Annotated in this window: 2 protein-coding genes; both read left to right on the forward strand. The window is 71.1% G+C overall.

The genetic code is table 11. From position 1 onward, the window contains the following. Positions 1-40: 40 nt before the first annotated feature. A complete protein-coding gene (locus KHP12_RS00705; RefSeq protein ID WP_210608714.1) occupies positions 41-10,408 on the forward strand; it encodes a type I polyketide synthase in 10,368 nt (3,455 codons plus the stop codon). Between the two features lie 85 nt (positions 10,409-10,493). Next, positions 10,494-25,286 (forward strand): type I polyketide synthase, encoded by a 14,793-nt coding sequence (locus tag KHP12_RS00710; RefSeq protein ID WP_211831234.1) that lies wholly within the window; start codon positions 10,494-10,496, stop codon positions 25,284-25,286. The last annotated feature ends 2 nt before the right edge of the window (positions 25,287-25,288 follow it).

The raw sequence follows: 25,288 nt of genomic DNA on the forward strand, positions 1-25,288 counted from the left end.
CGCCCACCCGCCCCCGAAGCGCTGACTCCGAGAGGTTCTGATGTCGGAACAAGAAAAGCTGCTCGCCTACCTCCGGCGGGTGACGGCTGATCTGCACCAGACGCGGCAGCGTCTCCAGGATGTGGAGTCGGCGGCCCGGGAGCCGATCGCGATCGTCGGGATGAGCTGCCGCTTCCCCGGCGGGGTGCGCACCCCCGAGGAGTTCTGGCGGCTGCTGAGCGGGGCCGAGGACGCCATCACACCGTTTCCCGAGGACCGCGGCTGGGATCTCGACTCGCTCTATGACGCGGACGCTGATCGGCCGGGTACCTCGTATGCGCGTGAGGGTGGGTTCCTGCACGACGTCGGCGACTTCGACGCCGATTTCTTCGGGATCTCGCCACGTGAGGCGATGGCGATGGACCCCCAGCAGCGGCTGCTGCTGGAGACTTCGTGGGAGGCGATCGAGGGGGCGGGTATTGATCCGGCCTCGCTCAAGGGCAGTCGGTCCGGGGTCTTCGTCGGGGCGGTGGCCCCTGACTACGGGCCGCGGGTGCACGAGGCCCCCGATGGTGTCGAGGGTCATCTGGTGACCGGCAGCGCCATCAGTGTCGTGTCCGGGCGTGTGGCCTACACCCTGGGTCTGGAGGGTCCGGCGGTGACGGTGGACACCGCGTGTTCCTCGTCGCTGGTGGCTCTGCATCTGGCGGTGCAGGCGCTGCGCCAGGGGGAGTGTTCCCTGGCTCTGGCCGGTGGTGTCACCGTCATGGCCACCCCTGGCACGTTCATTGGCTTCAGCCGTCAACGTGGGCTTGCGGCGGATGGGCGGTGCAAGCCGTTCGCGGCGGGGGCGGACGGGTTCGGGCCTGCTGAGGGTGTGGGCATGCTGTTCCTGGAGCGGCTGTCCGATGCGCGGCGCAATGGGCATCGTGTGTTGGCGGTTGTGCGGGGTACGGCGATCAATCAGGACGGTGCGAGCAGTGCGCTGTCCGCTCCCAATGGACCGTCGCAGCAGCGGGTGATCCGTCAGGCGTTGGCCAACGCCGGGCTCACGGCCGGGCAGGTCGATGCGGTGGAGGCGCATGGGACGGGGACGTCGCTGGGTGATCCGATCGAGGCGCAGGCGCTGCTGGCCACGTACGGCCGTGAGCGTACGGCGGATGATCCGCTGCGGCTGGGGTCGGTGAAGTCGAACATCGGTCATACGCAGGCGGCCGCCGGTGTGGCGGGTGTGATGAAGATGGTGCTGGCGATGCGGCACGGCATGCTGCCGCCCACCTTGCACATCGAGGAGCCGTCCCCGCACGTGGACTGGGCGACGGGCACTGTCGAGCTCCTCGCCGAGGCCACCGCGTGGCCCGGGGGTGAGGAGCCGCGCCGGGCTGGTGTGTCCTCGTTCGGCATCAGCGGCACCAACGCCCACGCCATCATCGAGGAGGCGCCGTCGCCGGCCGCTGCCGACACCGCTTCTGACGCGGGCGTGGCGGAGGGGGCGGCGGTGCCCCGGACGGCGTTGCCGCTCGTCCCCTGGCTGCTGTCGAGCAAGTCCGAGGCGGCGCTGCGCGCCCAGACCAGGCGGCTGCTGGAGCATGTGGAGCGGCACCCGGAGGTCGCGGCCGAGGACATCGGATTCTCCCTCGCCACGACGCGGACCGCCTTCGAGCACCGTTCGGTCGTGCTGGCCTCCGATCGTGCGGGGGCCGTACGGGCGCTGACTGATCACCTTGCGGGCCGGGGCGGCTCCGGGCTGGTCGAAGGCGTTGCCAAGCGCAGTGCCGGGGTTGCGTTCGTCTTCCCTGGTCAGGGGTCGCAGTGGGTGGGGATGGCGGCCGGGCTGCTGGATTCCTCGCCGGTGTTCGCGGAGCGGATCGAGGAATGTGCGGCGGCCCTGGCGCCGCATGTGGACTGGTCGCTGGTGGAGGTGTTGCGCGGCGGTGAGGGTGCTGCGGTGGCGTTGGAGCGGGTGGATGTGGTGCAGCCGGTGTTGTGGGCGGTGATGGTGTCGTTGGCGGAGTTGTGGCGTTCGTACGGTGTGGAGCCGGCGGCGGTCATCGGTCATTCGCAGGGTGAGATCGCGGCGGCGTGTGTGGCGGGTGCGTTGTCGTTGGAGGATGCCGCGAAGGTGGTGGCGCTGCGCAGCCAGGCGATTCGGGCGTTGTCCGGGCGCGGGGGCATGGTGTCGGTGTCGCTGCCGGTGGAGGCGTTGCGGGAGCGGCTTGAGGCGTGGGGTGAGCGGTTGTCGGTGGCGGCGGTGAACGGTCCTTCGGCGGTCGTGGTCTCCGGTGACGTCGACGCGCTGGAGGAGTTGCTGGCGGTTTGCGAGGCGGAGGAGATCCGGGCCCGCCGGATTCCCGTGGACTACGCCTCGCATTGCGCTCATGTCGAGGCCATCGAGGACGAGCTTCAGCAGATCCTCGCGGGAATCGCCCCGCGCTCGTCGTCGGTGCCGTTCTATTCGACGGTGACCGGCGGGGTGCTGGACACGGCCGGTCTGGACGCCGCGTACTGGTACCGGAATCTGCGTCAGACGGTGCGTTTCGACGAGACCGTGCGGGTGCTTCTCGATGAGGGTTTCCAGACGTTCGTGGAGGCCAGCGCGCATCCGGTGCTGACCATGGGCATCGAGCAGACGGCCGAGGGCCACGGCACCCCCGTGGCGGCCGTCGGCTCGCTGCGCCGCGACGAAGGCGGCCCGGAAAGGTTCCTGACCTCCCTGGCCGAAGCCCACGTCGGCGGCATCGCCGTGGACTGGCGGACGGTGTTCGCCGGAACCGGTGCGCACCCCGTCGACCTGCCCACCTATGCCTTCCAGCACCAGCGCTACTGGCTGGACGCCAACCCGGTTGTCGAGGCGGCTGCCGGTAACGGCTTGAGCGCGGATGCGGTGGACGCGCGCTTCTGGGAGGCGGTGGAGCGCGAGGACCTGGAGGCGCTGACACGGACGTTGGAGGTGGCGGACGAGGACCAGCAGTCGTCGTTGACGGCGTTGCTTCCGGCGCTGTCGTCCTGGCGCCGTCAGCGGCGTGAACAGAACACGGTGGACGGCTGGCGTTACCAGGCGGTCTGGAAGCCCCTGGCGTCCGCGTCCGAGACCACGCTCTCGGGCACCTGGCTCGTGGCCTTTTCGGAAGGCCGTGGTGACGATGTATTGGTCGCCACCGTGCTGGACGGGCTGGCCGGGCGCGGTGCGCATGTGGTTCGCGTAGCCGTCGGGGCGTCGGATGACCGTGAGGTGATTACGGAGCGGCTGCGCGTGGCCCTCGATGGCGCAGCGGTGGAGCCGTCGGGCGTGGCGGGTGTGTTCTCGCTGCTGGGGCTGGACGAGTCGGCACATGAGTCGTTCGAGGTGGTCCCGGCCGGGCTGGCGGCGACGGTGGGCCTGGTTCAGGCGCTGGGCGATGCGGATGTGGTGGCTCCGCTGTGGTGCGGCACCCGGGGCGCGGTGTCGGTGGGACGCTCCGACCGGCTGGTGAGCCCGGTGCAGTCGATGCTGTGGGGCCTGGGCCGGATCCTTGAGGCGGAGTACCCCCAGCGCTGGGGCGGCGTCGTGGACCTGCCCGAGACCATGGACGACCGCGCGATGACCCGTCTGGCCGGAGTGCTGACCGCCGCGGAGGGCGAGGATCAGGTCGCGGTGCGCGGGTCCGGCGTCTTCGCCAAGCGGCTGGTGCGGGCCTCCGCGCCTGAGGCCACGGCCGCGGATGGCTGGCGTCCGAGTGGTTCGGTGCTGGTGACCGGTGGTACGGGTGCGCTCGGTGGCCATGTGGCCCGCTGGCTGGCGCGTACCGGTGCTGAGCATCTGGTGCTGACGAGCCGTCGTGGTATGGAGGCCGAGGGCGCCGCCGAGTTGAAGGCGGAGCTGGAGGCGCTGGGTGCCCGGGTGACGGTGCCGGCGTGTGACGCCGCGGACCGTGCGGCGCTGGCCGCGGTGCTGGACGCGATTCCGCAGGAGTTCCCGCTGACGGCCGTGGTGCATGCGGCCGGTGTGCTGGACGACGGTGTGGTGGACGCCCTGACGGCGGGTCGGGCGGCCGGGGTGCTGCGTCCGAAGGTGGACGCGGCGCGGAATCTGCATGAGCTGACCGCCGGGATGGACCTGTCGGCGTTTGTGCTGTTCTCCTCGGCGGCGGCTACGTTGGGCGGTCCGGGCCAGGGTAGCTACGCGGCGGGTAACGCCTACCTCGACGCGTTGGCGTTGCAGCGGCGCGCGGATGGGCTTCCGGCGACCTCCATCGCCTGGGGTGCCTGGGCCGGAGGCGGCCTCGCCACGGGCGAGGTCGGCGAGCGGATGAGCCGGTCGGGGATCCTGGCCATGCCCCCCGAGCTGGCGATTTCAGCGCTGCAGCAGGCATTGGACCACGACGAGACGTTCCTCGCGGTCGCGGACATCGACTGGACACGCTTCGAAGCGGACTCCGTCGACACTCCTCTCTTCCGCCAGCTGCGGAGCGCGCGGAGCACGACCACCGGGAAGCAGCTCACGGAGGGCAGTGCCGCCCCCGGGCGGGGGGAACTCCACGACCGGCTGGCGGCCCTGCCCGCGGAGAAGCGCGAAGGGGCGCTGCGGGACCTGGTGCGTGCCCAGGCCGCCGATGTCCTCGCGCACGACAGCGCGGACGCGGTCGCGTCGGACCGTGCCTTCCGCGACCTCGGCTTCGACTCGCTGACCGCCGTTGAACTGCGCAATCGGATCGGCGCGGCGACCGGGCTGCGGCTGCCGGTCAGCCTGGTCTTCGACTACCCCACGCCCACGGTGCTGGCACGGTTCCTGAACGGCCAGATGTTCGGCACCGAGGAGGGCGGTTCCGCCGAGACGGCGCCGACCCGCTCGGACTCGTTCGATGAGCCCATCGCGATCGTGGCGATGAGCTGCCGGTTCCCGGGCGGCGTGCGGACCCCGGAGCAGCTGTGGGACGTGGTGAACGCCGGAGTCGACACGATCTCCGGGTTCCCCGACGACCGTGGCTGGGACCTCGACGGGCTGTACGACCCCGACCCCGACAAGCCGGGTAAGACCTACGCACGCACCGGCGGATTCCTGGACAACGTCTCCGACTTCGATCCGGACTTCTTCGGTATCTCGCGGCGTGAGGCCCTGGCCATGGACCCGCAGCAGCGGCTGCTGCTGGAGACCTCCTGGGAGGCGTTCGAGCGTGCCGGGATCGACCCGGCGGCGTTGCGTGGCAGCCAGGCGGGCGTCTTCATCGGCTCGAACTACCAGGACTACGGCGGGCGGGCCATCAGCGCACCGGACGGTGTGCAGGGCTATCTCGGACTCGGCAGCGCCTCGAGCGTCGCCTCCGGCCGCCTCTCCTACACCTTCGGCTTCGAGGGCCCGGCCGTGACGGTGGACACCGCGTGTTCGTCGTCGCTGGTCGCCCTGCACCTAGCCTGCCAGTCCCTGCGCCAGGGCGAGTGCGACATGGCGCTGGCCGGCGGTGTGACCATCATGGTCACGCCGGGCACGTTCATCGAGTTCAGCGCCCAGCGTGTGCTGTCGCCGGACGGACGGTGCAAGCCGTTCTCCGCCGAGGCCGATGGCACGGGCTGGTCCGAGGGCGTGGGCCTGCTGCTGGTGGAGCGGCTGTCGGACGCCCGGCGCAACGGCCACGAGGTGCTGGCTGTCGTCCGAGGCTCGGCGATCAACCAGGACGGTGCCTCCAATGGCTTGACCGCCCCGAACGGCCCGGCGCAGCAGCGGGTGATCGGCAAGGCCCTGGAGAACGCGGGCCTGTCGACCGCCGATGTGGACGCGGTGGAAGCCCACGGCACGGGCACCTCGCTCGGTGACCCGATCGAGGCCCAGGCACTGCTGGCCACCTACGGCCAGGGGCGGCCGGAGGACCGGCCGCTGTGGCTGGGCTCCGTCAAGTCGAACATCGGGCACACGCAGGCGGCCGCCGGTGTGGCAGGGGTCATCAAGATGGTGATGGCCATGCGTACGGGCGTCCTGCCGAAGACGCTCCACGCGGACGAGCCCTCGCCGCACATCGACTGGACCAGCGGCGCCGTGTCCCTGCTGCGCGAGCCGACCTCGTGGCCGGAGACGGACCGCCCGCGCCGGGCGGCCGTGTCGTCCTTCGGGATCAGCGGCACCAACGCGCACACCATCATCGAGGCGGCTGACGCCGTCGCGTCGCCGACGCCGGAAACGGGCGGCGAGGCCACCGGTTCGCCGGTCGGCACCGCGGTGGTTCCCTGGCTGCTCTCCGGCAGCAGCCCTGAGGCGCTGAGCGCTCAGGCCCGGCGACTGCGCGAGCTCGACGGCGTGCGTACCGCGCACGCCGCTGACGTCGCCGACATCGGCTATTCGCTGGCGACGACCCGTTCCGCCCTGACCCACCGCGCCGTTGTGGTCGCCGAGGAGCCCGCGCAGTTCCTGTCCGGACTCGACGCGCTGGCGGAGGGCAGGAACGCGGCCACCCTGATCCAGGGCGTGGCGCGGGCCGAGCACAAGACGGCGTTCCTGTTCTCGGGCCAGGGTGCGCAGCGCCTGGGCATGGGCCGGGAGCTGTACGACGCCTTCCCGGTGTTCGCCCAGGCACTGGACGAGGTGTGCGCACATCTCGATGTGCTGCTCGACCGTCCGCTCACCGAGGTGATGTTCGCGGCCGAGGACAGTGCGGACGCCGGACTCCTGAACCAGACGGCGTTCACCCAGCCCGCGCTGTTCGCCATCGAGGTGGCGCTGTTCCGGCTGCTGGAGCACTGGGGCGTCACCCCGGATGTGCTCATCGGCCACTCCATCGGCGAGGTCGCCGCCGCGCATGTGGCGGGCGTCTTCTCGCTGGAGGACGCGTGCGCGCTGGTGGCGGCCCGTGGCCGTCTGATGCAGGCGCTCCCCGAGGGCGGCGCGATGGTGGCCGTCCAGGCGCCCGAGGCGGAGATCGCCGCGTCGCTCGCCGGTCGTGAGGCCGAGGTGAGCATCGCCGCGATCAACGGCCCGACCGCCGTGGTCATCGCGGGCGATGAGCCCGCCGTGCTGGAGATCGCCGGACAGTGGGAGCGGGAGGGCCGTAAGACGCGCCGCCTGCGCGTGAGCCACGCCTTCCACTCCCCGCGCATGGACGGGGTGCTCGGTGACTTCCGGAAGGTCGTCGAGGGGCTGTCGTTCGCTTCACCGACCCTCTCCCTGGTCTCCAACGTCACCGGCACGTCGGTGAACGCGGATGAGCTGTGCTCGCCGGAGTACTGGGTGCGGCATGTGCGGGAGGCGGTGCGGTTCGCGGACGGGGTACGGGCCCTGGAGAACCTGGGCGTGACGTCGTTCGTGGAGGTGGGCCCGGACGGTGTGCTCACCGCGATGGCCCAGGACTGCCTGACGGCTGGGGAGTCGGATGGCGGGCCCGCTCCTTCCCTCGTCCCCGTGCTGCGCAAGGACCGCGCCGAGATCCAGTCGCTGACCATGGCGCTGGCCGAACTGCACGTCCACGGCACCACGGTGAAGTGGGAGGCGGTGTTCGCCGGGCGTGGCGCCCGGCGGGTGGAGCTGCCCACCTACGCCTTCCAGCGGCAGCGCTACTGGCTCGAATCGGCGCCGGCCGCCAGTGGCGATGTGACCTCGGCGGGGCTGAACTCGCCCGACCACCCGCTCCTCGGCGCCGCCGTCGCCCTGGCCGACACCGACACGTACCTGTTCACCGGCCGCCTGTCCGTCTCCTCCCAGCCGTGGCTGGCCGACCACGCCTTCGCGGACACCGTCCTCTTCCCCGGCACGGCCTTCGTGGAGCTCGCCCTGCGCGCGGCCGAGCAGGTGGGCTACGAGCGGCTGGACGAGCTGACCATCGAGACGCCGCTGGTCCTGCCCGCACGGGGCGCGGTCCAGATCCAGCTCACCGTGGGCGAGCCGGACGAGTCCGGAGCCCGTTCGCTCAACCTGTACTCCAGGTCCGAGGACGCCCAGCCGGACGACCCCTGGACCCGCCACACGACCGGCCTGCTCACCAGGGACCCGGCCACCACGGCACCGGAGTCCGTGGCCGCCGACTTCGCCGTGTGGCCGCCCGCGGACGCGAAGCCGATCGAGGTGGCCGACCTCTACGACCGGTTCGTCGACGTCGGCTTCGCCTACGGCCCGGCCTTCCAGGGGCTGCGAGCCGCCTGGCGCCGTGGCGACGAGATCTTCGCCGAGGTCGACCTGCCCGAGGCGCAGGAAGCCGAGGCCGCGCGGTACGGTCTGCACCCGGCACTGCTCGACGCCTCGCTGCACACCGTGGCGTTCAAGCCGTCCGGCACCGACGGCAGCACCCTTCCGTTCTCCTGGAACGGGGTGACCCTCCACACCGCCGGCACGTCCGCGCTGCGCGTACGGCTCGGCAGCGTCGCCGAGGACACGGTCTCGCTGCACGCCACCGACACCTCCGGCGCGCTCGTCGCCTCGGTGGACTCCCTCGTCCTGCGGCCCGTGGCCCCGGAGCAGGTGAACTCCGCCCAGCGCTACGAGTCGCTGTACCAGGTCGAGTGGGTGCCGACCGCCCCGGACACCTCCCGCGCCCCGAATGACGCGGTGGCCGGACCCTGGGCGCTCGTCGGACCGGACCAGGCCGAGGTGACCGGCGCCCTCCGATCGGCCGGTGTCACGGTGGACACCTACCCGGATCTCGCGGCCCTGGCCGGGGCCATCGACGCGGGCGCCACCGCGCCCGACGTCGTCCTGGCCGCCTGCGTGTCCCGCAGCCGCCGGACGCGCGACCTGGCGCAGATGGTACGGGAAGTCGGCCACCGCGCCCTCGACCTGCTCAAGAGCTGGCTGGCCGACGACCTCTTCGGCGCCTCCCGGCTGGTATTCCTCACCCGGGGCGCCATGGCGGCGGGCGACGACACCGATGTCGCCGACCCCGCCGGCGCGGCCGTCTGGGGCCTGGTGCGCTCGGCCCAGTCCGAGAACCCCGACCGGTTCGTGCTGGCCGACCTGGACGAGCAGGACGGCTCACGCCGGGTCCTCCCGGCGGCGCTCACCGCCGATGAACCGCAGATCGTGGTCCGCGACGGCACGGTTCTGGCCGGCAGGCTGGCCCGGGTCCCGGCTCGCGGCAACGCGCCCGAGCAGGACACGGCCACGACCGGCATCACCTGGGACCCGCAGGGCACCGTCCTGGTCACCGGAGCGGCGTCCGGCCTCGGGGGCCTGGTCGCCCGGCATCTCGTCGGCGAGCACGGCGTGCGCCACCTCGTGCTGGCCAGCCGCCGCGGCCTCGCCGCGGACGGCGCGGCCGAACTGCGGACGGAGCTGGCGGACCTCGGCGCCCACGCCACGGTCGCCGCCTGCGACACCGCCGACCGCGACTCCCTCGCCGCGCTTCTGGCCTCCGTGCCGGACGAGCACCCGCTCACCGCCGTGATTCACACGGCCGGAGTGCTGGACGACGGCGTCGTCGAGGCCCTCACACCCGAGCGCATCGACCGCGTGCTGCGGCCCAAGGCCGACGCGGTGCTCAACCTGCACGAGCTGACCGCCGGGCTCGACCTGTCCGCGTTTGTGCTCTTCTCCTCGCTCTCCGGGACGCTCGGCGGCCCGGGCCAGGCCAACTACGCCGCCGCCAACGCCTTCCTGGACGCGTTCGCGCACCGGCGCCGGGCCGAGGGCCTTCCCGCCCAGTCACAGGCATGGGGGCTGTGGGCGGAGCGCAGCGGCATGACCGGCAAGCTGGACGAGGCCGATACGCGGCGCATCGCCCGGGACGGCGTGACTCCGATGGCCTCCGAGGAGGCCCTGGCCCTGTTCGACGCCGCTTGCGGCATCGACGCGGCCACCCTGGTCCCGGCACGGCTCAACGCCTCGGCGTGGCGAGCCCAGGACGGGCCGATCCCGGCCCTGCTGCGGGGCATCATCCGGACCACGGCTCGGCGCGGCCCCGCGAGGACATCCACGGCCGGTTCCGGCGCCGACCCCGCCGACCTGCGTCGCCGCATCGGCTCGATGAAGCCTGCCGCCCGGCAGCAGGCGCTCCTGGAACTGGTGACCGAGCACGCGGCCATGGCGCTGGGCCACGACAACACTCGCGCCATCGTCCCGGACCGTGGATTCCTCGAGCTCGGCTTCGACTCGCTGACCGCGGTCGGACTGCGCAACCAGCTGGGCACGGTGACCGGCCTTCGGCTGCCCGCCACCCTGCTGTTCGACTACACGACGTCCAGGGCGCTGGCCGGGTATCTGGCGGAGGAACTCGTCGCGGAAGAGCCGGACGCGTCGGTGGTGCTGCCGGTGCTGTCGGAGCTGGAGAAGCTGGAGAACTCCTTCGCCGAGGTGGTGGCGGACGAAGCCGCCAGGACACACCTCACATCACGCTTGCAGCAGGTGCTGGCGAAGCTGACCGCAGGCCAGCGGACCCAGACGACGAACGGTGGGGTCGCTGCCGCCGACAAGTTCGAGTCGGCGACCGACGACGAGATCTTCGACTTCCTCGACGAGGAGCTCGGAACGTCGTGAGCGGAACGCACCCCGTCCCTGGAAGTTACCGGCCGAAGGCTTTCAACCCCCTGTCCCGGGGTTCTCAGAGGAGTGACAAGAGGCAGTGAGCGACACCAAACTGCGCGATTACCTCAAGCGCGCGACGGCCAGTCTGCATGAGACTCGTCAAGAGCTGCGGGAACTCAAGGACAGGGACACGGAACCCATCGCGATCGTCGGCATGGGATGCAGGTATCCGGGTGGCGTGGAATCGCCGGAAGACCTGTGGGAGCTGGTCGCCTCGGGCACTGACGCCATCTCCACCTTCCCCGTGGACCGGGGATGGGACGAGGACCTGTACGACCCGGACCCGGAGAAGCCGGGCAAGAGCTACACGCGTGAGGGCGGGTTCCTGCACGACGCGAACGGCTTCGACGCCGCGTTCTTCGGCATGAGCCCGCGGGAGGCGCTGGCGACCGATCCGCAGCAGCGGCTGCTGCTGGAGACCTCATGGGAGGCGCTGGAGCGGGCGGGAATCGACCCGGCGTCCGTGCGCGGCAGCCGCACCGGCGTGTTCGTCGGTGTGATGTACAACGACTACGGCTCCCGCATCCAGTCGATCCCCGAGGGCCTCGAAGGCCACCTCGGCAACGGCAGCGCGGGAAGCGTCGCCTCCGGCCGCATCTCCTACACCTTCGGCTTCGAAGGTCCCGCGGTGACCGTGGACACGGCGTGCTCCTCGTCGCTCGTGGCGCTGCACCTGGCCGTGCAGGCCCTCCGCAAGGGCGACTGCTCGCTGGCGCTCGCCGGAGGCGTGGCCATGATGGCGACACCAGGGGTGTTCATCGAGTTCAGCCGGCAGCGCGGACTCGCCGTCGACGGGCGCTGCAAGTCGTTCTCGAACGCGGCCGACGGCACCTCATGGTCCGAAGGCGCCGGTGTGCTGCTGCTGGAACGGCTGTCCGACGCGCGGCGCAACGGGCACCAGGTACTGGCCGTGGTACGGGGCGCCGCCGTCAACCAGGACGGGGCGAGCAGCCGGCTGACCGCGCCGAACGGTCCCTCGCAGCAGCGGGTGATCCGCGACGCGCTGCGGAACGCGGGCCTGTCGGCGGCCGATGTGGACGCGGTGGAGGCACACGGCACGGGTACGACGCTGGGTGACCCGATCGAGGCGCAGGCGCTGCTGGCCACCTACGGCAAGGAGCGCCCCGGGGCGGACCGGCCGTTGTGGCTGGGGTCGTTGAAGTCGAACATGGGGCACACCCAGGCGGCCGCCGGCGTGGGTGGCGTCATCAAGATGGTGATGGCGATGCGGCACGGTGTGCTGCCGAAGACCCTGCACGTGGAGGAGCCGTCGGAGCACGTGGACTGGTCGGCGGGAGCGGTGTCGCTGCTGACCGAGCCGACCCCGTGGCCGGAGACGGGGGCACCGCGCAGGGCCGGTGTGTCCTCGTTCGGGGTGAGCGGGACCAACGCACATGTGCTCTTGGAGCAGGCTCCGGAGGCCGAGGTGGTCGATGCCGCCGAGGCCGAGGGCGTCGATGGTCCGGTGGCCTGGGTGGTGTCCGGACGTGGTGCGGAGGGATTGCGGGCCCAGGCCGGGCGGCTGCGGGATTTCGTGGCGGAGCGCCCGGAGTACGGTGTGGCCGATGTGGCGCTGTCGTTGGTGACGACCCGGTCGGTGCTGGAGCACCGAGCGGTGGTGGTGGGCCGCGACCGGGACGAACTGCTGGCGGGCTTGGCCGCGGTGGCGGAGAAGTCGGCTCATCCGGGCGTGGTGGTGGGCGAGAGCGCGCCTCCCGGCCGTTCCGTTTTCGTGTTCCCGGGCCAGGGGGCACAGTGGGTGGGCATGGCGGTCGGACTGCTGGAGTCCTCGCCGGTGTTCGCGGAGGCGATGGCCGAGTGTGAGGCCGCGTTGGCGCCTTACGTGGACTGGTCGCTGACCGGGGTGCTGCGTGGTGTCGACGGTGCTCCCGGGTATGACCGGGAGGACGTCGTTCAGCCGGTGCTGTTCGCGGTGATGGTGTCGCTGGCGCGGCTCTGGCGTTCGGTGGGTGTGGAGCCGGACGCGGTGATGGGCCACAGCCAGGGCGAGATCGCCGCGGCGTGCGTCGCGGGTGCCCTCTCGCTGGAGGACGCGGCCAAGGTGGTGGCGTTGCGGTCGCGGGTGATCGCGGCGAGGCTGGCCGGCCGTGGTGGGCTGGTGTCGGTCGGACTGCCGATCGACCAGGCGCGGGAACGTATCGCCGCTTGGAACGGCGCCGTGTCCGTGGCCGCGGTCAACGGTCCCGGTTCGGTAGTGGTGGCGGGTGCTGGGAAGGCGCTGGATGAGCTGTTCACGGCGTTGGAAGGCGAGGGGATCCGGGTCCGTCGGGTTGCCATCGACTATGCGTCGCACTCCGTCTTGGTGGAGGAGGTCCATGAGGAGCTGCTGAAGGTCCTGGCGGACATCGAGCCGCGCTCGTCGGAGGTGCCTTTCTACTCGACGGTTACCGGTGAACCGATGGACACGGCTGGGCTGGACGCGGAGTACTGGTACCGGAATCTGCGGCAGACCGTCGAGCTGGAGGCCACCACCCGCAGGCTGTTCGCCGACGGGCACTCGGTGTTCGTCGAGGTGAGTCCCCATCCGGTGCTGAGGCTGCCGGTGCAGCAGACCATCGAGGCCGCCCAGACAGAGGCCGTGGTTCTCGGCACGCTGCGGCGTGACGACGGTGGACTTGAGCGATTCTTGATCAGTGCCGCTGAGCTGTTCACCCATGGCGTCCGGGTGGATTGGGCCGCCGCGTTGGAGGAGCGTGGTGGCCGACGGGTCGGGTTGCCGACGTATGCCTTCCAGCGGGAGCGTTACTGGCTCGATGTGCCCGCGGGTGCGGGCGATGTGGCTTCGGTGGGGTTGGGCTCGCTGGGGCATCCGTTGCTGGGTGCGGTGGTGTCGCTGGCGAGTGGTGGCGGCGTGGTGCTGAGTGGGCGGTTGTCTTTGGCCACGCATGGGTGGCTGGCCGATCACGCCGTGCACGGCGTCGTGTTGCTGCCGGGAACGGCGCTCGTGGAGTTGGCGCTGCAGGCGGGCGACCAGGTCGGTTGTGGCCGGGTTGAGGAACTGATCCTGGAAACGCCGCTGATCGTGCCCGAGAAGGGCGGGGTGCACCTTCAGGTCGAGGTGGGCCAGGCGGATGCTTCCGGCTACCGCGAGGTGAGTGTGTTCTCGCGGGACGAGGCGGAGGGAGAGGGCGCGGCTTGGGCGTGCCATGCCCGTGGGGCGCTCGCGCCGGCCGAAGGCGCTGATGGGGCCTCCTTTGATTTCGGGGCGTGGCCTCCGGCGGGGGCTGAGGTCGCGGATGTGTCGGGGCAGTATGTGCGGGCCGCGGAGAACGGTTTGCAGTATGGGCCGGTTTTCCAGGGGCTGAAGCGTGCGTGGCGGCGTGGCGACGAGGTGTTCGCGGAGGTGTCGCTTCCGGAGGGGGAGCGGGAGCGTGCGGGTGAGTTCGGTTTGCACCCGGCGTTGTTCGACGCGGCGTTGCACGCGATGGGCGTGAGTGAGGCTCTGGCGGGTGGTTCGGGCAGTCTGCTGCCGTTCTCGTGGCGTGGATTCTCGCTCGGCGCGGTCGGTGCCTCCTCGCTGCGAGTAAGGCTGGCGCCGGCGACGGAGGGCAATTCGGGTGCGGTGTCGGTGGTGGTGGGGGACGAGTCCGGGCGTGCGGTGGCGTCGGTGGAGTCTTTGGCGTTGCGGCCGGTCGAGGCTGGTCAGCTGCGGGTTGCGGGTGGGGCGGCCCGGGACGCGTTGTTCCGGCTGGAATGGGTGAACGCGCCCGCGGCGGATCGGGCGGTGCCCGTGCCGGACGTGGAGGTTGTGCGGGTGGTCTCCAGCGGTGCGGACGTGGTGGGTGAGGTTCATAGGGAGGTGCTTGAGGCTTTTGAGTGGGTGAGGTCGTGGGTGACCGATCAGGAGTCCTCGGACGCGCGGTTGGTGTTGGTGACGCGGGGCGCGGTGGACGTGGGTGATGGCGCTGGCGTGAGGGATTTGGCGGGGGCCGCGGCGTGGGGCCTGGTGCGGTCCGCGCAGGCGGAGAATCCCGGCCGCCTGGTGCTGGTGGATACCGATGATGTGGAGGGGGTGGCCGATCTCCTTCCCGGGATGCTGGCCTTGGGCGAGGATCAGCTGGTGGTGCGGTCCGGTGTGGTGCGGGTGCCGCGCCTGGGGCGGGTGCCGGCTGTGGCCGGTCCGGAATCGGCTGGGTTTGGTTCGGGTGCGGTGTTGGTGACGGGTGGCACGGGCGTGCTGGGCGGCCTGGTGGCTCGGCACCTGGTGGCCCGGCACGGCGTCGAGAAGCTGGTGCTGCTGTCCCGTCGTGGTGCGGAGGCCGAGGGCACGCCGGAATTGCGGGCGGAGCTGGAGGCCGCCGGCGCGGAGGTGGTCATCGTGGCGTGCGATGCCGCGGACCGTGTGGCTCTGGCGGGGGTGTTGTCGGGGTTGCCGGAGGGTTTTGGTCTGAGTGGTGTGGTGCATGCGGCGGGTGTGCTCGACGATGGGCTGCTGACGTCGTTGACGCGTGAGCGGGTTGAGCCGGTGTTGCGGGCGAAGGTGGACGCGGCGTGGAATCTGCATGAGCTGACCGCGGGAATGGACCTGTCGGCGTTCGTGCTGTTCTCCTCGGCCACCGGTGTGCTGGGCGGTGCCGGGCAGAGCAACTACGCGGCGGCGAACGTGTTCCTGGACGGCCTGGCGTCCTGGCGCCGGACGCGGGGGCTGCCGGGTGTGTCGATGGCGTGGAGTCTGTGGGCCGAGGCCAGCGGCATGACCGGACACCTCGGCGAGGAGGACCTGCGCAGGGTGTCGCGGTCGGGTCTGGTGCCGCTCACCTCCGAGGAAGGGCTCGAATTGTTCGACGCCGCGTTGGTGTCGGACGAAAGCGTGCCGGTCCCGCTGCGGCTGGACATCCCTACGCTGCGTGCGCAGGGCGCCGAACTCCCCACTGTCTTCCGCAACGTCGTGCCCCACGTGATGACGCGCCGTACCGCGCGATCGGAGCAGAGCGCAAGTCTTCCCGACGAATTGCGCCGGCGCCTCGTGGGTCTGCCGCAGACGGCGCAGGACGAGATGCTGCTGGAGCTGGTCCGCGTTCAGATCGCGGCGGCCCTTGGGCACGCCACCCCCGAGACGGTGAGCACGCGGCAGCCCTTCAAGGAACTCGGCTTCGACTCACTGATGGCCGTCGATCTGAGGAATCGGCTCACCGCGGAGACCGGCCTGCGACTGTCCGCCACGCTGATTTTCGACTATCCGACCCCGATGGCACTCGTCGGCCACCTGCGCGACGAACTTCTGGGCGGGGACGGCGTCGTCTCGTCGGCAGGCCTGGGGGAGGTGGCCGGACCCGGTGCACCGGTGGACGACGACCCCATCGTGATCGTGAGCATGAGCTGCCGTTTCCCGGGCGGGGTGCGGACGCCCGAGGAACTGTGGCAGCTGGTGATGGCGGGTACGGACGCGGTGTCCGAGTTTCCGTCCAATCGCGGCTGGGACCTTGAGGGGATGTACGACCCGGACCCCGACCGGGAGGGCACGTACTACGTCCGGAACAGCGGATTCCTGCATGACGCGGACCAGTTCGACCCGGTGTTCTTCGGGATCTCGCCGCGTGAGGCCATGGCGATGGACCCGCAGCAGCGGTTGCTGCTGGAGACCTCTTGGGAGGCGTTCGAGCGGGCCGGGATCGATCCGGTCGCCAACCAGGGCAGCCGGTCCGGCGTATTCGTCGGTGTCATGTACAACGACTACGCCACTCGTCTCCAGGGGAACGCTCCGGAAGGCTTCGAGGGCTCCATCGGCACCGGCAGCGCGGGCAGCGTGGCGTCCGGTCGTATCTCGTACACGTTCGGTCTCGAGGGACCTGCGGTGACGGTGGATACGGCGTGTTCATCGTCCCTGGTGGCGCTGCATCTGGCGGCTCAGGCACTGCGTCAGGGTGAATGCGAGCTGGCACTCGCCGGTGGCGTGACGGTGATGTCGTCGCCGAACGTGTTCGTGGAGTTCAGCCGTCAGCGAGGACTCTCCGCCGACGGCCGGTGCAAGGCGTTCTCGAACGCGGCGGACGGCACCGGCTGGTCGGAGGGCGTGGGCATGCTTCTCCTGGAGCGGCTCTCGGACGCCCGGCGGAACGGCCACCCGGTGCTGGCCGTGGTCCGGGGTACGGCGATCAACCAGGACGGCGCGAGCAACGGCCTGACGGCTCCGAACGGCCCGTCGCAGCAACGCGTGATCCGGCAGGCGCTGGCGAACGCTCGTCTGTCGCCGGCTGACGTGGACGCCGTGGAGGCACACGGGACCGGTACCCCGCTGGGTGACCCGATCGAAGCGCAGGCGCTGCTGGCCACCTACGGCCAGGAACGTCCCGAGGGCCGGCCGCTGCTGCTGGGCGCGTTGAAGTCGAACATCGGCCACACCCAGGCCGCGGCGGGCGTCGGTGGCGTCATCAAGATGGTGATGGCGATGCGGCACGGCGTGCTGCCGAAGACGCTGCATGTGGATGAGCCGTCGCGGCAGGTGGACTGGTCGGCGGGCGAGGTTCGGCTGCTTACGGAGGCCACGGAGTGGCCGGAGATGGGGCGTCCGCGTCGGGCTGCCGTGTCGTCGTTCGGCGTGAGCGGGACGAACGCGCACACCATCATCGAGCAGGCCCCGGTACCTGCCGAGGCGGAGCGGGACGAGGCTCCCACCGACGACCACGGCATCGCCCCCTGGGTCCTCTCCGGCCGGAGCCCGGAAGCCCTGCGCGCCCAGGCGGAGCGGCTGCGGTCGTACCTGCTCGACCGCACCGAACTGAGCACGCTGGACGTGGGTTACTCGCTGGTGGCGTCGCGGTCGGTGTTCGAGCATCGCGGTGTAGTGACGGGTGGGGACCGTGAGGAACTCCTGCAGCGGTTGGGCGCGCTGGCCGGGGACGAGGTGGTCTCCGGTGTGACGCGTGGTGTGGCGGATGTTCGTGGCCGGTCGGTGTTCGTGTTCCCGGGGCAGGGGGCGCAGTGGGTGGGTATGGCGGTGGGGTTGTTGGAGTCCTCGCCGGTGTTCGCGGAGGCGATCGGCGAGTGTGAGTCGGCTCTGTCGGCGTATGTGGACTGGTCGTTGACGGATGTGCTGCGCGAGGCTGAGGGTGCTCCTGGTTTTGACCGGGTGGATGTGGTGCAGCCGGTGTTGTTCGCGGTGATGGTGTCGTTGGCGAGGCTGTGGCGTTCGGTGGGTGTGGTGCCGGATGCGGTGATGGGTCACAGTCAGGGTGAGATCGCGGCGGCGTGTGTGGCGGGTGCGCTCTCGCTGGAGGATGCGGCGAAGGTGGTGGCGTTGCGGTCGCAGGCGATCGCGGCGGGTCTCGCGGGCCGTGGTGGCATGGTGTCCGTCGGCCTGTCGGCGGACGCGGCCAAGGAGCGTCTCGCCGCCTGGGACGGCGCGATTTCCGTCGCGGCGGTCAACGGCCCCGGCTCGGTCGTGGTCTCCGGTGATCCGGGGGCGCTGGATGAGATGGTGGCCCAGCTGGAGGGCGAGGAGGTGCGGGTCCGTCGGGTTCCGGTGGACTACGCCTCGCACTCCGCGCATGTGGAGGCGATCCGCGAGGAGCTGCTGAAGGTTCTGGCGGACATCGCGCCGCGTTCGTCGGAGGTGCCGTTCTACTCGACGGTGTCCGGTGAGCTGGTGGACACCGCCGGTCTGGACGCGGAGTACTGGTACCGCAACCTGCGGCAGACCGTTGAGCTGGAGGCCACGACGCGCGCTCTGCTCGGCAGTGGGCATGGCGTGTTCGTCGAGGTGAGCCCGCATCCGGTGTTGACCCTGCCGGTGCAGCAGACGGTGGAGGCGGCTGAGGCGCGGGCGGTGGTCGTGGGCACGTTGCGGCGCGACGAGGGCGGCCTGGAGCGGTTCCTGACCTCGGCCGCCGAACTGCACGTCAGCGGGGTCGGCGTTGACTGGCGGACGGTGTACGAGGGCCGTGGTGCACGGCGGGTGGAGCTGCCGACCTACGCCTTCCAGCATGAACGCTACTGGCTCGATGGATTCGGTCTGCCGCCCGGCGGAAGTGCGGCCGATGGCGCTGGTTCTGTCGATGCGCGGTTCTGGGAGGTGGTGGAGCGCCAGGATCTGGAGTCGCTGGCGGATGCGCTGGCGGTGGACAGCGAGGCGCCGCTGAGCGCGGTGCTGCCCGCCCTGTCCGCGTACCACCGCAACAATCGCGACCAGTCCACGATCGACGGCTGGCGCTACAAGGTGTCGTGGAAGCCGGCCTCCGACGTCGCCGACGGCTCGCTGTCGGGGACCTGGTTGGTGGTCGTCCCGGCGTCCCGTGCCGGCGACGAGCTGGTGGCGGGGGTTGTCGCCGGGCTCGAGCGGCACGGCGCGGGTGTGGTCCCGGTCGCGGTGGACGAGCGGGACCTCGACGCGGACGTGCTGGCGGAGCGGCTGCGCGAGGCGGCAGCGGAGACCCCCGAGCTGGGTGGTGTGCTGTCCCTGCTCGCCCTGGACGAGGAGCCCTGCCCGGGATATCCGGCGCTGTCGGGCGGCTACGCCCTGACGTTGGTGCTGGTGCGGGCCGTGGTCCGGGCGGGCATCGAAGCCTCGCTGTGGTGTGGTACGCGGGGCGCGGTGTCGGTGGGCCGTTCGGATCGGCTCACCAGCCCGACGCAGGCGATGGTCTGGGCGCTGGGCCGGGCGGCCGCGCTGGAGCTGCCCCAGCTGTGGGGTGGTGTGGTCGATCTGCCGGAGTCGCTGGATGAGCGTGCGGTGGCGCGGCTGGCGGGTGTGCTGTCCGCCGGGGGCGGCGAGGACCAGGTGGCGGTGCGCGGCTCGGGTGTGTTCGCGCGTCGTCTGGTGCGGTCGGCCGAGACCGCCGGCGAGGAGATCTCGTGGCGGGCGCGTGGCACGGTGCTGGTGACCGGTGGCACGGGCGGGCTCGGTGGCCAGGTGGCCCGCTGGCTGGTCCGCAGCGGTGCCGAGCATCTGGTGTTGACCAGCCGCCGCGGTCTCGAGGCCGAGGGCGCCGCCGAGTTGAAGGCGGAGCTGGAGGGCATGGGCGCCGAGGTGACGGTGGCCGCGTGCGACGCGGCGGACCGTGACGCGCTCGCCGCCGTCCTGGACGCCGTACCGGAGCACCAGCCGCTCACCGGGGTGGTGCACGCGGCGGGTGTCACGATGACGGCTTCCCTGCTGGAGACGGAGCTCGCGGACGCGGCCCGGGCGGTGTCCGGCAAGGTGGCGGGTGCCGTCAATCTGGACGAACTGCTCGGCGACCGTGAGCTCGACGCGTTCGTGGTCTTCTCCTCCATTTCCGCCGTGTGGAGCGGTGCTGAGCAGGGCGTCTACGGCTCCGGAAACGCTTTCCTGGACGCGCTGGTGGAGCGGCGGCGTGCGCGGGGTCTGGCGGGCACCTCTGTCGCCTGGGGTCCGTGGGCCGAGGAAGGCATGGTGACCCAGGGCGACGCGGGGGAGCAGCTGGCGCGGCGTGGTCTGCCCGCGATGGCACCCGAGCTGGCGATCGCCGCTCTGGAGCGCGCGGTGGCCGGTGACGACGGTCTGGTGACGGTGGTGGACGTGGACTGGGAGCGGTTCGCTCCGGCGTTCACCGCAGTCCGGCACAGCCGGTTCCTGAGCGAGCTGGAAGAGGTCCAGCGGCTGGAGACGAAGGGGAACGACGGCGAGAGGGCCGAGGCCGCCGGGGCGCAGCTGCGCGAGCGGCTCGAGCCGCTGACCGAGGGGGAGCGGGACCGGGCGCTGCTCGATCTGGTGCGCAAGCACGCCGCCGCCGTGCTCGGTTTCGCGTCCGCCGAGATGGTCGAGCCGAACCGGGCCTTCCGCGATCTGGGCTTCGACTCGCTGACTGCGGTCGACCTGCGCAATCGGCTGGCCGCGGAGACCGGTCTCAGCCTGCCTGCCACGCTGGTCTTCGACTATCCCAGCGCCGGCACGCTCGCGGCGTATCTGCGGACCGAGGTGCTGGGCACCGCGTCGTCGCCGGCGCTCGTCGCCGGGTCCGGGGCCGTGGCCGGGTCCGGCGCGGACGACGACCCCATCGCGATCGTCTCCATGAGCTGCCGCTTCCCCGGCGGGGTGCGCAGCCCGGAGGATCTGTGGCAGCTGGTGGAGAGCGGCGGTGACGCCATCTCCTCCTTCCCGTCCGATCGCGGCTGGGATGTCGAGGGGATGTATGACCCGGACCCTGACCGTTCGGGGACGTTCTACGCCCGTGAGGGTGGGTTCCTCTATGACGCGGGGGAGTTCGACCCCGGGTTCTTCGGGATCTCGCCCCGTGAGGCGCTCACCATGGATCCGCAGCAGCGGCTGCTGCTGGAGACCTCGTGGGAGGCGTTCGAGCGGGCCGGTATCGATCCGGCATCCGTGCGTGGCAACCAGATCGGTGTCTACGTCGGAACCACGACCTCCGGCTATGGAACCGGGCTGCGGGAGATCCCCGAGAGTCTTGAGGGACAGTTGCTGACCGGCAGCGCGACATCGGTCGTGTCGGGCCGTATCTCCTACACGTTGGGTCTCGAGGGGCCCGCGGTGACGGTGGACACGGCGTGTTCGTCGTCGTTGGTCGCTCTGCACCAGGCCGCGCAGGCGTTGCGTCAGGGTGAGTGTGAGATGGCGCTGGCCGGTGGTGTGACCGTGATGATCACGCCGGGCGCCTTTGTGGAGTTCAGCCGGCAGCGTGGGTTGGCGCCGGATGGCCGGTGCAAGCCGTTCGCGGACGCCGCGGATGGCACGGGCTGGTCCGAGGGCGTCGGTCTGCTGTTGGTGGAGCGGCTGTCGGACGCCCGGCGCAAGGGGCACCGGGTGCTGGCCGTGGTCCGGGGCTCGGCGGTGAACCAGGACGGTGCGTCGAATGGTCTGACCGCGCCGAACGGTCCGTCGCAGCAGCGGGTGATCCGGCAGGCGCTGGCGAACGCCCGCCTGTCGGCCGCCGAGGTGGACGCGGTGGAGGCGCACGGCACGGGTACGTCGCTGGGTGACCCGATCGAGGCGCAGGCGCTGCTGGCCGCCTACGGTCAGGAGCGCCCCGAGGGCCGGCCGCTGCTGCTGGGCGCGGTGAAGTCGAACATCGGCCACACCCAGTCCGCCGCCGGCGTCGCCGGGGTCATCAAGATGGTGATGGCAATGCGGTACGGCGTGCTGCCGAAGACGCTGCATGTGGACGAGCCGTCGCGGCAGGTGGACTGGTCGGCGGGTGAGGTGCGGCTGCTGACCGAGGCCACCGCGTGGCCGGAGACCGGGCGGCCGCGCCGGGCCGCGGTGTCAGCGTTCGGTGTGAGCGGTACCAACGCCCACACCATCATCGAGCAGGCCCCTTCCGACATCGAACAGGAGCGACCGGCCGACGCGGCGGCGCCCGACGACCGTGGTACGGCTCCGTGGGCGCTTTCCGCCCGGAGCTCGGACGGCTTGCGTGCCCAGGCGCGGCGACTGCTGGCACATCTGAATGCCCGGCCGGAACTGAGCACGCTGGATCTAGGTTATTCGCTGGTGGCGACGCGGTCGGTGTTCGAGTACCGCGCCGTGTTGACGGGCGCGGGCCGTGCGGAGCTGCTGCACGGCCTGGAGGCTGTCGCCGCTGGTGAGGTCGCCCCGGCAGTGGTCCGTGGTGTTGCGAACGCTTCGGGACTGAAGGCGTTCTTGTTCTCGGGTCAGGGTGCGCAGCGTCTTGGCATGGGGCGGGAGCTGTACGACGCCTACCCGGTGTTCGCTGACGCGTGGGACGAGGTGTGCGCGCGTCTGGATGGTCTGCTGGATCGTCCGTTGCGGGAGGTGGTGTTCGCGGCGGAGGGCAGCGCGGACGCCGACTTGCTGGACCAGACGGCGTTCACCCAGCCGGCGCTGTTCGCGGTCGAGGTGGCGTTGTTCCGGTTGCTGGAGCACTGGGGTGTGACCCCGGACGTGGTGATCGGTCACTCCATCGGTGAGATCGCGGCCGCGCATGTGGCGGGTGTGTTCTCGCTGGAGGACGCGTGCGCGCTGGTGGCCGCCCGTGGCCGTCTGATGCAGGCGCTGCCCGAGGGCGGCGCGATGGTCGCCGTCGAGGCGTCGGAGGAGGAGGTCGCTCCGTCGCTGGCCGGTCGTGAGGCCGAGGTGAGCATCGCCGCCGTCAACGGCCCGACCGCGGTCGTCATCGCCGGTGATGAGGCCGCGGCGCTGGAGATCGCCGGGCAGTGGGCGGAGCGGGGCCGTAAGACGCGTCGGCTGCGGGTGAGCCACGCCTTCCACTCGCCGCGTATGGACGCGATGCTGGACGACTTCCGCAAGGTCGTCGAGGGGCTGTCCTTCCAGGCACCGTCGATCGCCCTGGTCTCCAACCTCACGGGTGAGGCGGCCAAGGGCGACGAGATGCGCTCCCCGGAGTACTGGGTGCGGCACGTACGGGAAGCGGTGCGGTTCGCGGACGGGGTGCGAGCGCTTGAGGCGCGGGGTGTGACCACCTTCCTGGAGGTGGGGCCCGACGGCGTGCTCTCGGCGATGACGCAGGACTGTCTGACGGCGGTGGAATCGGCTCCCGTCGTGGTGCCGGTGCTGCGCAAGGACCGTCCCGAGACACAGGCGTTGACCACAGCGCTGGCCGAGCTGCACGTCAACGGGGTCACCATCGACTGGGAGCGGCTGTTCGCCGGACGTGACGCCCAGCGGGTGGAGCTGCCCACCTATGCCTTCCAGCGACAGCGCTACTGGCTGGAGGACAAGGCAGAGGTGGCAGACGGCCCCACCGCTGCCGACAGCGTGGACTCCCGGTTCTGGGAAGCCGTTGAGCGCGAGGACCTGGAGGGGCTGGCGCGGACGCTGGCGGTGGAGGACGAGGCGCAGCAGTCGTCGTTGATGGCGTTGCTTCCGACGCTGTCGTCGTGGCGGCGTCAGCAGCGTGAGCAGGCCACGGTGGACGGCTGGCGTTACAAGGTGGTCTGGCAGCCCATGGCGTCCGCCGCCGAGGCCTCGCTCTCCGGTGCCTGGCTCGTCGTCCTTCCCGCGTCGCATGCCGATGACGCTCTCGTGTCCGCCACGGTGAAGGGGCTGGAGGCGAGCGGCGCCGATGTCGTGCCGGTGGTGTGGGACAGGTCTGAAGACGATCGTGGCACGGTGGCGGAGCGGCTGCGCGCGGGGCTTGACGGGGCGGGGCTGAAGCCGTCCGAGGCGGTGGGTGTGCTCTCGCTCCTGGGGTTGGACGAGTCGGGGCATGGCGCGTTCGGGGTGGTGCCGGCCGGACTGGCGGCGATGGTGGGGTTGGTTCAGGGGCTGGGCGACGCCGGTGTGGTGGCACCGCTGTGGTGTGGTACGCGGGGTGCGGTGTCGGTGGGGCGTTCCGACCGGCTGGTGAGTCCTGCCCAGGCCACGGTGTGGGGGCTGGGGCAGATCGTCGCGGCGGAATATCCGCAGCGCTGGGGTGGCGTCGTCGACCTTCCCGAGACCGTGGACTCTCGGACGGTGGCGCGTCTGGCCGGGGTGTTGGCCGGTGCGGACGGTGAGGATCAGGTAGCGGTGCGTGGCTCCGGGGTGTTTGTGAAGCGGCTGGTGCGTGCGTCCTTGCCCGAGGAAGCGGATGGCCGGGCGTCCTGGCGTCCGCGTGGTTCGGTGCTGGTGACCGGTGGCACGGGTGCGCTGGGTGGTCATGTGGCGCGGTGGCTGGCGGGGCGTGGTGCCGAGCATCTGGTGCTGACGAGTCGCCGTGGTATGGAGGCCGAGGGTGCCGCCGGGTTGAAGGCGGAACTCGAGGCTCTGGGCGCCCGGGTGACGGTGGCCGCGTGTGACGCGGCGGACCGTGAGGCGCTGGCCGCGGTGCTGGACGGGATTCCGGCGGAGTTCCCGTTGGATGTGGTGGTGCATACGGCGGGTGTGCTGGACGACGGTGTGATCGACGCGCTGACGGTGGGACGTGCGGCCGGGGTGTTGCGCCCGAAGGTGGACGCGGCGCGGAATCTGCATGAGCTGACCGCCGGGATGGACCTGTCGGCGTTCGTGCTGTTCTCCTCGGTGGCGGCTACGTTGGGCGGTCCCGGCCAGGGAAGTTACGCGGCGGGTAACGCCTTCTTGGACGCGCTCGCGCTGCAGCGGCGTGCGGATGGTCTTCCGGCCACCTCCATCGCTTGGGGCGCCTGGGCCGGAAGCGGCATGGCGATCGACGGGGACCTCGAAGAGCACATGAGGCGGGGCGGCATGGTCCCGATGAACCCGGAGTTGGCCATCTGCGCACTGCAGCGCGCTCTTGACGTGGACGACACCTTCGCCCTTGTCTTCGATGCCGCATGGGAGCGCCTGGCGGAAGAGCTGAAGGGGGCTCGGCCGGCACCGTTGCTGAGTGAACTGCTCAAGACGGCGCCTTCCCCCGCATCACTGGTGCCCTCGGACCCGGCATCGGCCGAGTCGGCCGCGGCGGAGCTGCGTACGAGTCTGGAGGGGCTCTCCTCGGCGAAGCGTCAGCGTTCCCTCCGCAAGCTGGTCCGGCAGCACGTCGCCGCGGTCCTGGAGCACACGACGCCTGACAGCATCGAGAGCGACCGGTCGTTCAGGGAGCTCGGGTTCGACTCGCTGACGGCCGTTCAGCTCCGTAACGCGTTGGGCGCGATCACTGGCCTGGACCTACCGACTACGTTGGTATTCGACTACCCGAACCTCACCGCACTGGCCGCGCATCTGGAGACGAGCATGTTTCCGCAGGGTGGTGCGGTCGAGCAGAGCGACCCAGAAGAGGACCGGATACGCGAGGCGTTGGCCTCTGTTCCGCTCGCGCGTCTCCGTGAAGCCGGACTAGTGGATGTCCTGCTGGAACTCGCCCACACCTCAGAGAACGTTTCTGAGTCGGCGCCGCAAGAAGGAACGAATAGCGCGCTCGACGCGATGGATGTCGATGATCTCGTCCAGAGGGCACTGGGCGGCGCGGACCTTTGATG

The sequence above is a fragment of the Streptomyces asiaticus genome (assembly GCF_018138715.1).
Lineage (GTDB): Bacteria > Actinomycetota > Actinomycetes > Streptomycetales > Streptomycetaceae > Streptomyces > Streptomyces asiaticus.

Bases quoted from the DNA above. Each gene is read 5' to 3' on its own strand.
- KHP12_RS00705 (WP_210608714.1), top strand. From the start codon at position 41: ATGTCGGAACAAGAAAAGCTGCTCGCCTACCTCCGGCGGGTGACGGCT.